General features: G+C 44.8%; 10 protein-coding genes. 3 read left to right on the top strand and 7 right to left on the bottom strand.

Annotated features, from left to right (window positions below; genetic code table 11):
- Entirely contained in the window at nucleotides 1–396 is a 396-nt protein-coding gene (locus ACFOEK_RS02085) for an acyl-CoA thioesterase (RefSeq protein WP_386715453.1), read from the top strand.
- Here the strand turns inward: ACFOEK_RS02085 and ACFOEK_RS02080 are convergent.
- The 5 genes from ACFOEK_RS02080 to ACFOEK_RS02060 form a co-directional block, all read right to left on the bottom strand.
- On the bottom strand, nucleotides 393–1,208 hold the full coding sequence (locus tag ACFOEK_RS02080) for a carbon-nitrogen hydrolase family protein (protein ID WP_386715450.1): 816 nt from the start codon (nucleotides 1,206–1,208) through the stop codon (nucleotides 393–395). The two genes, ACFOEK_RS02085 and ACFOEK_RS02080, sit on opposite strands and share 4 nt — an antisense overlap.
- A gap of 178 nt (nucleotides 1,209–1,386) precedes the next feature.
- Complete coding sequence (locus ACFOEK_RS02075) at nucleotides 1,387–1,620, bottom strand: DUF2789 domain-containing protein (protein ID WP_386715447.1); 234 nt, start codon at nucleotides 1,618–1,620, stop codon at nucleotides 1,387–1,389.
- 155 nt (nucleotides 1,621–1,775) lie between these two features.
- A complete protein-coding gene (locus ACFOEK_RS02070; RefSeq protein WP_386715444.1) occupies nucleotides 1,776–3,758 on the bottom strand; it encodes a methyl-accepting chemotaxis protein in 1,983 nt (660 codons plus the stop codon).
- A 302-nt stretch (nucleotides 3,759–4,060) separates the two neighbouring features.
- Nucleotides 4,061–5,152: a PilT/PilU family type 4a pilus ATPase gene (locus ACFOEK_RS02065; RefSeq protein WP_386715441.1), complete on the bottom strand. Its 1,092-nt coding sequence runs from the start codon at nucleotides 5,150–5,152 to the stop codon at nucleotides 4,061–4,063.
- 305 nt (nucleotides 5,153–5,457) lie between these two features.
- Nucleotides 5,458–6,594 carry an acyl-CoA dehydrogenase family protein gene (locus ACFOEK_RS02060; protein ID WP_386715438.1) on the bottom strand — a complete coding sequence of 379 codons (1,137 nt, stop codon included), beginning with the start codon at nucleotides 6,592–6,594 and terminating at the stop codon, nucleotides 5,458–5,460.
- 228 nt (nucleotides 6,595–6,822) lie between these two features.
- Here ACFOEK_RS02060 and ACFOEK_RS02055 point away from each other — a divergent pair, with 228 nt between their 5' ends.
- On the top strand, nucleotides 6,823–8,124 hold the full coding sequence (locus ACFOEK_RS02055; protein WP_386715435.1) for a diguanylate cyclase: 1,302 nt from the start codon (nucleotides 6,823–6,825) through the stop codon (nucleotides 8,122–8,124).
- Here ACFOEK_RS02055 and ACFOEK_RS02050 read toward each other — a convergent pair.
- Together ACFOEK_RS02050 and ACFOEK_RS02045 are read right to left on the bottom strand one after the other, a co-directional pair.
- Nucleotides 8,121–8,975 carry an SDR family NAD(P)-dependent oxidoreductase gene (locus ACFOEK_RS02050; RefSeq protein ID WP_386715432.1) on the bottom strand — a complete coding sequence of 285 codons (855 nt, stop codon included), beginning with the start codon at nucleotides 8,973–8,975 and terminating at the stop codon, nucleotides 8,121–8,123. The genes ACFOEK_RS02055 and ACFOEK_RS02050 overlap by 4 nt on opposite strands.
- A 376-nt stretch (nucleotides 8,976–9,351) precedes the next feature.
- Nucleotides 9,352–10,410: a CaiB/BaiF CoA transferase family protein gene (locus ACFOEK_RS02045; RefSeq protein WP_386715429.1), complete on the bottom strand. Its 1,059-nt coding sequence runs from the start codon at nucleotides 10,408–10,410 to the stop codon at nucleotides 9,352–9,354.
- 86 nt (nucleotides 10,411–10,496) lie between these two features.
- Between ACFOEK_RS02045 and ACFOEK_RS02040 the strand changes: the two genes are divergently transcribed.
- On the top strand, nucleotides 10,497–11,699 hold the full coding sequence (locus tag ACFOEK_RS02040; protein WP_386715426.1) for an AraC family transcriptional regulator: 1,203 nt from the start codon (nucleotides 10,497–10,499) through the stop codon (nucleotides 11,697–11,699).
- Nucleotides 11,700–11,705: the final 6 nt, after the last annotated feature.

Raw genomic sequence — 11,705 nt, 5'->3', positions numbered from 1 at the left:
GTGTATACATTAAAGATAAAGCCAAGATTTTGTGAGACAGATGCACTAGGTCATATCAACAATACTGTGGTACCGATGTGGTTTGAGCAGGGCAGAGAACCATTGTTTGAATTCTTTGTTCCCACCATGAAGCCCGAAGATTGGAATCTGATCATTGCGAGAATCGAGGTGGATTTCTTAGCACAGTTGGAATTTCGTCATGAGGTTGAGGTTAAAACCTGGTTATCCAAAATCGGTAATTCTTCTATGAAAGTGACACAAGAGGTGTGGCAAGAGGGAGTGTGCTGCGCCAGAGGCCATGCAGCAATGATACACTTCGACTATCAAACCAACTCCGCGGCACCCATTCCTGAGGCCATCAAGCAACAGCTCCAAGTACACCTTCAGGAAGATTAGAGCCAGTTCATTCTGTGTTGCAGGCAGGGAATGCTTGAACGAACGGAATCTGTTTCTTCAAGCATGAGATCCAGTGTTAATACGCCGGAACCTTGGTTCAATTGGCCTAACACTTTACCCCAAGGGTCAATAATGCAGCTATGCCCCCAGGTGTTGCGCTTGGGTGAGTGCTGCCCACCTTGATTTGCCGCAAGAATAAAACATTGGTTTTCAATTGCTCTGGCTTGCAGTAAAGGTAACCAATGGGCTGACCCTGTTTGGTAAGTGAAAGCCGATGGAATGGCGATCACTTTAGCGCCTCGCTGAATTAAGTTGCGAAACAATTCCGGGAAGCGCAGGTCATAACAGATGGCAATCCCTAAAGCACCCAAAGGGCTCGCTGTGACACAAGTGCGTCCACCTGCTTCATAGAAATCAGACTCTCGATAAGCGCCTTGCTGATCGTTTACATCAACATCGAATAAGTGGATCTTGTCGTAGCGAGCATACTCATTGCCATCGGCATCGACAATCAGGGCAGTTGCTGTGGGTTTAGATTGAACTTCGTTGTCGACCAAAGGTAACGTTCCGGCAACGACCCAAAGCCGGAGTTCTTGGCAAATGCTGCGTAACCAGGTTCGAATAGGGCCATCTGGCTGCACCTGCTCAGTGGCAAATTGATACGCATCTTTCTCCCCAAAGTGAGCAAACATCTCCGGTAAGACCGCTAACTCGGCGCCGTCAGCTTTGGCTTGTCGTAAAAGCGCTGAAGCTTCGGTTAAGTTTTCCTCAGTGTTTGCTTTACTTACCATTTGGATAACAGATGCTTTCATGTCGGGAGTGGCCTGCTTGTCTTGGTTAGATGATTTTTATTGTAGTTAGTATCGTCTTTTACGTCAGAATGATCTTATTCTGAGATTCTTTAAATTCCAATCAATAAAAAAGCCGACGTTCATTTTCAGAACTCGGCTTTTTGAGGGTTAAAGTGCGTAGGATTAGAGCTTTCAACCGCTAGTGACGAAGCTTGCTGTCCAGGTTATCAACGGCCTCGGCCCAGTCAGAATCATCTTCGATGGCTTCACGCAAAAAAGCCGCTTGGGATGAAGTCCAGAAAGGCGCCTCATCCAAGCGGATGCTGCCTGAGATATGATGATTCTGAAGAAACTGATTAATGCTTTCTTTGTCCGAATCCAGCCCGAGCTGTGCAAACAAAGTACTGATTTCATAATGATTACTGGTATCCATTGTGATCCCCAACACACATGATCTTTCTAATAAAGAAATTATTTAGATTCTATTGAGAATAGTCAGAAGCGATGGAGTCAGCCACATACTGACATAGCCCAGAGATGGGAAACTTTGTTCTGTATCTCTGGGGAATTAGTGTGTTCAGAGGTTCCTTAAATATGGAAACGTTTCATGGATTCCTGAATGCCTTCAGAAATCCCATTGAGTTCTTTGGATTGGGTTAAGGTGGTAGAAATCGATTCTGCGGTTTCTTCTGATAAACTGCGAATCTTACCAATGTTGTGGTTGATGTTGTCGACAATAGCGGCTTGTTCTTCGGTTGTGGATGCAATGTTGATGTTTACATCTTTAATCTTCAATACTGAGTTTGCGATGTCTGCAAGTGCCATGGACGCCGTGCTTGCGCTCTGTTGTGATTGCTCGGCTTTTCCAACTTGCTGATGCATAAGAGTGACTGACTGAGCCGCGACGGATTGTAAGTTGGAAATAATGTTCTTAATTTCCTGCGTCGATTCAGAGGTACGCACTGATAATTGACGAACCTCATCGGCTACAACCGAGAAGCCTCGGCCATGTTCGCCCGCGCGTGCAGCTTCAATGGCTGCATTCAACGCTAATAAGTTGGTTTGTTCGGCAATGCTCTCGATAACCGTGAGTACCTGATTAATGTCACCAGTTTGATGTTTGAGATCTTCAATGGTTGAAGCGGCTTGATTCACGCCTGCAAGCATTTCTTCAATATTGCTTTCAATGGCCTTAAATTGTTGTTGGCCTTGTTCCACGGAAGCATTAGCTTCGACAGTCGCTTCTGCGGCATGGGCCGCATTTTGTGCGACTTGCTGGAAGGTTTGATTCACGTCTGTCATAGATGCGTGAATGCTGGTGGCTTCTTCTAGTTGTTGCTGACTGTGGTGATGAATACTTTCAGACGTATGGCTAATGTTGTTGCTTAAATTTGTCAGGGAGTGAGCCTGATTGCGCATCGAAGTTAAGAGTTCAATCATGTACTCACGTAATCTTCCGCCGGAACGAATCAGGCTTTGAAGTTCGGAGGTGATGGCCGAAACATTAAACTCTTGTGTGAAATCGCCGCGTGAGTATCGGCTAAAGTAAGGGGTAATCTCTTGAATTCGTCCGCCTACGCGTCGTTGAATTTGATCGACTAACAGCGCAATCACAATGATGAAGCCGATCAGTATGAGCATGCGCATTTCATACTGCCTTAGCTCATCAGATAGAAAACCTTGGTTAGTTTGAGCAATATCAGTAAGTTGACTATCAATTTCATCCAGGTAGTGATTTACCTGATTCATTGTGTTTTGAATGCTTTTTTGCTGGTTGCGCGTTCGAGATAACTCATCCGGATAACGCTTAATCAGGTAACCCAGTTCGTTTCTTATGTCTTCGCTTTTGTTTTCTTCGTCTTCCTCTTCTTCAGCGAAAAAGTCAAAATCATCTTCAGATTCGAAACTTTGATTCGGTAACAGATTAAGAGCATTCAATTGCATAACGAGCTTCGTAATTTCATCGAGCTTGGCGTTGATCGCGGTGAAGGCTGCATCTGTTGGCGCATTAAAGTAATTTCGGCGTAATAAGCTCAGATTAACTAACTCATATTGAGCTTCAGCCGTATAGGAGGCCCACTGGTTGGAAAGGTCTGAGTCAGCAGTGGAGTCTAGGTTTACTCGGCTGTCTTCTGCCAAGTCTTTTAGGCTGTCGAGGCTGCTGGCAATTTCTCGTTCGTTTTGATCCAACAACAGTTCGATATTACCTGACATCTTTCCGGCAGCACGAACATCGGTCTTGAGCAAGTTAAGCAGGTTATCTGAGCTTAATAACACTTCATCCAGCTGAGGTGTTCCTTCATGGCTGTCTTTATATTGCTGCGTTTGACTGATCGCATCCGACAGTGTTTCTTCGGCTTCTGATAAGAGCAGGGCATCACCACTTCTTAAATAGCGAGAGACAACAGAACGCACATGGATTCGATAGTTACTGATGATTTGATTAAAGGCTTTGTTTTCTTCAAATCGGCTGTCGATGCTGTCTAAGCCGAAGTGCGTCAAACTGGCTAATCCGATAGCGATTGCAGCAAGACAACTGGTGTTAAAGATGGTCAGAGTTTTTATGTTCATTGGACCCTCAGTCTGATTAGCTACAGCATACGACTAACGAATAACTCAGTTATCGCTCGAACTGGGGCAGAACTTATTGCAGGAATGTTAAATTATTATGACAAGATAAGAAATGAAACGCAGAAGCCGATGTGACGTAAGGGATCGAGGCATTTTTTAAGGTTTTGTGACGGTTTTTTGATGAGTTCTGGAGTGTTGTTTGTCTTTAAGATGAGTTAGTCAAAAAACCGTCTTAATTTCTGTGCTTACCTTTACTTTGTGTTTTCTCTTTTCTCTTTTCTTTGTGCCACCGTCCGCCGTGTCTACATTTGATGGCGGCGTCCTAAGCGTTCATCAAGCAGACGTAGCTGTACCGACATATTGTGCTTTGAGTCTGCGCTGCAAATGGCTTCTTCTCTGGAAATGCGTCCTTCCAGATAAAGCTGAATGAGGGAATTGTCGAAAGTGATCGCTTTATCCCGATCTTGAGTACGCCTGGAGATAGCTTCTTTGATTTGATCAAATTCTCCTTTTTGAATGAGATCTTGAATGTAAGGGCTGTTTTGAATCAGTTCGACCGCTGGCCATAAGCTGTCTTTGCCTCGAATTAAGCGTTGGCAAATGATGGCATTCAAATTTCGGGATAAATCCATCAGAACTTGATGGTGGTAGCTTTCTGGAAAGAAGTTAACAACGCGGTCCAGGGTTTCAATCGCATTACTGGCATGGATGGTTGCTAGGCAAAGGTGGCCTGTTTCAGCGAACGTGATGGCGTTTCTCATGGTTTCTTCGTCACGAATTTCACCGATTAGAATGACATCCGGTGCATCTCGAACCGCATTTTTGAGCGCTTCCGAATAAGAGTGTGTATCCACGCCCAGTTCTCGTTGATTAATGATGCATTTCTTGTAGTCGTGTAGATATTCAATGGGGTCTTCAATCGTCAGAATATGTCCGTGAGCACTTTCATTTCTATGATTTAGCATGGCCGCAAGCGTAGAGGATTTTCCTGAGCCTGTGGCTCCTGCGACCAGAATTAGGCCTCGGCGTTCTTCCACTAAGTCTTCTAAAATTGGCGGTAAGTGCAACTCTTCCACGGTCGGTGGCGTGGTATGAATGAGTCTTATAACGGCCGATACAGTTCTGCGTTGTTGAAGTAGGCTTACCCGGAAACGACCAATATCATCAACCGTGATGCCTGCATTCAGTTCAAGTTCCTTTTCAAAGCGCTCGATTAAGTTGTCTGTGAGTAAGGAGTAGGCCATTTCCTTGACATCATTGCTATCAAGTACCGTATCGGGGTTGATTGGACGAGTTTCGTTTTTCACTCTCAGTAGAACTGGGGCGTTGGCGGAAAAGAAGAGGTCCGAAGCGTCTTTTTCTACCATGTAAGTGAGATAACGTGATACGTCCATAGCCTGACTCCCGCTGGTGGGTTGCTTATATTTCAAAAACTCGTATTTCAACGCTTGTTGAGTTTCAGAGTTCAACTGAAACTAAGTGTAGGAAACAGCCTATCATCGGGCTAAGAATAAAGACGATATTACTGTCAGAAAGTAAATCGTTTTTAAGTCTGAAAATGAAGAGAATTAAGTGTTTTCAATTACTTTGAAGATAGTTCCAGACGCTGGAAACTGTGTGTGATAATCGCTCTCTTAGGTGTAGAACAGGAGCCAGAAAAATGGCATCTCTCTGGCTCCTTAGATGTCATCAAATCGTATTACAGCGAGCGCGCAACGATTTCTTTCATGATTTCATTGGTACCTGCATAGATCTTCTGTACACGAGAATCGGCCCATGCTCTGGCAATTGGGTATTCCCACATATAGCCGTACCCACCGAAGAGCTGCATACACTCATCCATGACTTTGCATTGTAAGTCTGTGGTCCACTGTTTTAAGGCTGCCGCTGTTGGAACGTCCAGTTTGCCTTCCAAGTGCAGTTCTAAGCAGCGATCCAGGAAGCATCGACCAGCTAGCGTATCAGCCGTCAGTTCCGCGAGTTTGAAGCGAGTGTTCTGGAAGGTCATCACGGGTTTACCAAAGGCTTTACGCTCTTTAACGTATTCTTTGGTCCATTTGATGGCGGTTTCAGCGGCAGCAACAGCAGTTAAACCAACCAACAGACGCTCTTGTGGTAACTCTTGCATCAAATAGAAGAACCCTTGGCCTTCACCGCCCAGTAGGTTCTCTTTAGGGACTTTTACGTCCTGGAAGAACAGCTCGGAGGTGTCCTGAGCTTTCATGCCTACTTTATCCAGGTTCTGGCCTTTTTCGAAACCATCTGAGTTTGCTTCCACAACCAATAGGCTTGTGCCTTTGGCGCCTTCAGCCGGGTCTGTTTTCGCCACGACAATAACCACATCGGCTAATTGACCATTAGTGATGAAGGTTTTCGAGCCATTAAGCAGGTAGTGATCGCCTTTATCAATAGCGGTAGTTTTAACGCCTTGAAGGTCTGAACCTGCACCCGGTTCAGTCATGGCAATGGCGCCAACCATTTCGCCACTAATCAGTTTTGGAATGTATTTTTGTTTTAACTCTTCGCTACCGTAATGAAGGATATAGGGTGCCACGATGTCTGAATGCAAAGGGAAGCCAATGCCACTGCACCCTGAGTTAGCAATTTCTTCGATAACAATTGCGCTGTAACGGAAGTCACAACCAGTACCGCCGTATTCTTCTGGCATGGTTGGACACAGCATGCCTAATTCCCCGGCTTTCTTCCAAAGGTTACGATCTATCTGTCCATCTTTTTCCCACTGCTCGTGATATGGAACCGCTTCTTGTTCCAAAAACTTCTTAACAACATCTCTAAAAGCTTCATGGTCTGAATCAAATAACGTGCGAGGAATCATATCGCTCTCCTTATGGGTTTTAACCAGTATTGCTAGCTCCTTGTTTTTGAACAATTGCCGTTATTCTCGGATTTATTGACCTGAATGATCAGTCACAGTTTGAAGATAATTTTTATTTGGAGCCCAAAGAAGCACATTTTTTCGCTATAGTGTGTTAACTGTGTTTTAAAAGTATTGTTTAACTATTTGTTTATAAGTGATTAATTCATCCAGTGAACAGGCGGTATAATGGTTGATTCCCCATCAAAGAAACCTTTGTCAGCGTTACTCATTGAACCTTCTTTTATTGTTCAGCAGGTGTTTTCTTCCATTCTTCAAAAACAAGGGTTTTGTGTTGAGTCCTGCAAAACGGCAGGAGACGCGCTGACGTTGATTCAACAGAAGTCATTTGACTTGGTTTGCGTGGCTTACCTATTGCCAGACTCCACGGGTATTGATATTTGTCGTCAAGTTCGAGAACTTGATCAAGAAAAGCGCAACACGCCAGTTGTGTTGGTCACTTCGGAAGATAACAAGAGTATTTTGTTAGAAGTATTCAAAGCCGGAGCAACTGAAATTTTCAAAAAGAACGATGTGGAAGGTTTTGATAGTTACTTAACGCAGTTTGTTTTGAGTGTCATGGAGTACAAAACACTCTATGGCAAGATCTTATATGTTGAAGACTCAAGATCCACGGCTCAGCTGATCAGCACATTGCTGAAACTGAATGGTATGGAGGTGGATCACTTTACTACCGCAGAAGCGGCGTTAGAGGCTTTTGACGAAGAAAATTATGACCTGATTATTACAGATATTATTTTAGAAGGGGAGCTGACAGGCTCTCATTTAGTTCAGAAGGTTCGACAAGATCAAAGTAAAGATACGATTCCAATTCTAGCTATTTCTGGGATGGAAGATCCTTCGCGAAGAGTTAGTTTGTTGAAATCAGGAGTAAACGACTTTGTTTCAAAACCTTTTTTGCATGATGAACTGATGGCTAGAGTTCATAACCTGTTGCGCTCGAAGAAACTGTTTGACCGAGTGCAAGAGCAACGGGAAGCCCTTAGAGAGTTGGCGATGAAGGATCAACTGACCGGCTTGTATAATCGCCACTTCTTGATGGAAGTTGGGCCGCAGCGCATTAACGAAGCACAGCGCCATAAGCAGCCATTAAGCATGGTGGTGGTTGATCTCGATAAATTTAAAGCCATCAATGATAATTATGGGCATGCTATCGGTGACATAGTTCTCAAAGAAGTTGGGACGTTATTACAAGAACAAAGCCGCACAGAAGATGTAGCCTGCCGTTTCGGAGGAGAGGAGTTTGTTCTTATTCTGACGCACTGTGATTTGTTGTCTGCCATTGAGAAGGCCGATGCAATTCGTGAACGTATTGAGAGCTTAAAGCCCGCAGGCATAGACGTGACCGCGAGCTTTGGAGTATCGTCTTTAACAGCGACAGATGACGGTATCAGCAATCTATTTGATCGAGCCGATCAGGCTGTTTATCAATCGAAGGATGAAGGCAGAAACCGCGTTACCGCGGTTTAAGCTTTGGACTCTTTTCGAGCTCGCCACCAATTGGCGAGCTTCGTGCCCTGGACGAAGACGGATTTATAGCGACTGGGCAGTAATCTCTGCAACAAATCCATCGCATAGGCATCAATACCAATCAGCGCTCGTTCCTTATTGGTCAGCACTGCTGTAAGAATATTCTCCGCTGCTTCTTCAGGTGTTGTATGAGCGTAATCGTCAAATTTATCCCTCAATTCCTCCGCATGATAAAGATCAGCGGTATTTCCCATTCGGCCGTTCTGGGCAATGTTGGTTTTGATACCACTTGGGAAGACGCAGGTGCACTGGATGTCCGAGCCTTCAATTCTCAACTCTTCTTGTAAGGATTCAGTAAAGCCTCGAACGGCAAATTTTGAAGCATTGTAGGCAGACTGAGTGGGCACCGCATAAAGACCAAAGACGCTTGATACGTTAACTATGTGTGCATCTGTTGATTGTTTTAAATAGGGTAAGAACTCTTTGGTGCCATAAACAACGCCCCAGAAATTGATGTTCATGAGCCATTCAAAATTGCCATAACTCATTTGATCGATATTTTCCGCCAGAGCGACACCGGCATTGTTGATGACCAGATTGATACCTTTGTGTTGCTTCATCACGTCCGAAGCAAAATTTGCTACCGCTTTTTGATTAGATACGTCCAATACGTGTTGAGTAATTTTAACGCCTGTGTGGGCCAGTTTATTGGCAATGTTTTCTAGATTGGCTTCATTGATATCGGCTAGTGCCAGGTTACAACCTTTACGAGCTAGAGATTCTGCCAACGCAGCACCAATGCCGGAGGCGGCACCTGTTATGGCTGCGACTTTATTTTTGAAGTTCTGCATGGGGTTCCCTGAAATTATTCTTAGTTGGTCATGCGTTTGTATATCTAGGGAACCTCTGAACAAGTCCGCTCTAGCTCAGCGGGCGCTAGAAACACGTTAGAACAAGGCGAGTTTCGTAGAGAATGTCTAGACCTTTTCAAGAAGCTCAACGCAGTTATAACGTGTTTAAAGCCCCGCCCTACGGGGCCTTAAGAGAAATGCCTCTTTTTTGTTGCGGCTTTTTGACGTAACCCGTTATGCCTTCAAAACCGCGCCTCAAATAGACATTTCTCTTATAGGCCTGAGCAGAGAGGGACTTATTTAGAGGTTCCCTAAAGAATAGAAAAGCACACCTGGGATTTCAGGTCGAGTTTAAATAAAGCTATCTACTCATTTTTTACTGTGAGTATTTCACCGGGTGGGCCAATTGCTGGATGTTGGTGCCTTTGATTTCGGTTTCCGTGATGCTTTGGCGTGATACGAAGTGAGGATGCTGTGCCGCTTCTTCCAAGGTTAATACCGGTTCCACACAAACGTCTTCATTAGCAAAAATTGAGCGCCACTCATCGAACGTTTTTTGGCTGAAGATATCGGACAAACGCTGTTTGAGCTCGCCTTGTTTTGCCAAATCAGGGTTGAGCGCAAACCGTGTCAATGACGGATAATCGAGAATGCTTGCCAAGCGCTCTATGAACTTGGGCTCCAGGCCGCCAACTGACAAGTAACGCCCGTCTGAGGTTGGATAATAGTCGTAGAAGAAACCGCCGTTTAACAGTTCCCCTTGTGGTCGAGGAGTGTGACCGCCAGCCAGCATTGGTGCGCCACTGATGATGTTCATGCTGAAGGCACAGTCGGTCATGCTGACATCAATGTACTGACCTTCCCCGGTGCTTTGCTTATGAATCACTGCAGCCAGGATACTCATCACTGCGTGATGCGAACCGCCAGCCATGTCGGCAATCTGAATGCCGTTTAAGGACGGGCCTTGGGTCTTATCGCCAGAATAACTGGCAATGCCGGAAAGAGCGAGGTAGTTGATGTCATGGCCTGCGCGATCAGCATAAGGACCTGTTTGTCCGTAGCCGGTAATTGAGCAATAGATAAGATTAGGCTTGATCTGCTTGAGTGATTCAAAGTCCAGCCCGAGTTTTGCCATGACGCCGGGACGAAACTGTTCTATCACCACGTCAAATTCACTCAGAATGCTTTTTATCTTTTCTAAGGATTCCGGTTGCTTAAGGTCCAGCTTTAAACAGTCTTTTTTGTGATTGAGTTGAGCTGACAGAGCAGACGTACCGCCTATGTAGGGAGGAAGCGTTTCAGTCAAATCGGGTTTCGTCGGATGCGCTACTCGAGTGACTGATGCGCCCATATCGGCCATTAACATGGTGGCGTAAGGTCCTGGTAAAAGCGTTGAAAAGTCGAGGATTTTTAAACCTTTTAGTGGACTGAGCATTGGCGCCAACCTTAGTTATATATTTCTATTGATGATTGATGTTACGACCGACTACTTTAGCCTAGAGCAAGCGAATAGGGCTGAATATGACCGCTCAGACCCATTTAGTTGACGAATATGAACATTTACTTAGTACCGGATTCCCAAGTAATCTTTATCCGAGGTTCCTTAACTTTGCTAAAGTCGCTCTAGCGGTTTCCATAATTACTCTGAGTCGATATGATTCAGAGACTTACATTGAGTCTCATTCAAATTCCAAAAACAAATATCTGGATGCCATGACAATAAATAATCATACAATTCCAAGAAACTTTGTGATGGCTGCTTTGCGTGGCGCTCAAAATAAAGGTTTGGATCTCGATGCCTTCCTGACAGGCATCAATATTTCTACCGAAGTCTTAACCGAACCTCATTTCCGAATTACCGCTGCTCAATACGCGATTTTGATTCGTTCGTTATGGATCAAGCTCAAAGACGAGTACATGGGCTTGGCACCAGTTTCCAGCCCGCTAGGCTGCTTTTCAATGATGTGTAAGGCGGTCATCCATTGTCATACGCTAGAACACGCGTTAAGACGGGCCGGGCAGTTTTATAGCTTGTTCGAGGGCAGTGTCGCTATCAAACTGCGAAAACAGGGTGAACAAACAACATTGGCCTTTAAGATTGATCTTGAATACGACCCTGATCGCTTTCTTAGTGAAAGTCTATTGGTGATTTGGCACCGCTTTTCCAGTTGGCTGGTCGATCGTCGAATTCCTTTAAAAGAAGTGCGTTTAGCCTATCCAGCCCCTGAGCATGAAAAAGAATACTGGCAATTGTTTGCGTGCCCTGTGACCTTTGACTGCGAACAGACGGCGCTTGTGTTTGATGAGAAATATCTGCAACTGCCGTTGATTCAATCTGAAGCGAAAATGAAAGAGTTTCTTCAAGTGTCGCCCGCTAATCTATTGGCCAGACCAGAAGAACGAAATACCATGACCGCCAAAGTTCGAAGCTTACTTGGTCGAGATTTTACGGCCGATTTTCCTGAATTTGATTGGCTCGCAGATCAAGTGCATTTGGCCCCGCAATCCTTGCGCAGAAAACTCAGAGAAGAAGGCACTAACTTTCAGGAGATCAAAGATTCTCTTCGCAGAGATACCGCCATTAGTTTTTTGGATCGTTCTGAATTAAGCATTCAGGAAATTGCGGAGAAAATGGGATTTTCCGAAGCCAGTACCTTCCATCGTGCCTTTAAGAAATGGACGGGCTTAACGCCAGGGGATTATCGAAAAGGCCATAAGAGCTAATGTTTT

Source organism: Litoribrevibacter euphylliae (assembly GCF_042646085.1).
GTDB lineage: Bacteria > Pseudomonadota > Gammaproteobacteria > Pseudomonadales > Litoribrevibacteraceae > Litoribrevibacter > Litoribrevibacter euphylliae.
Note: the sequence above shows the minus strand (reverse complement) of the source record. Positions and strands in the feature narration are given on the sequence as shown.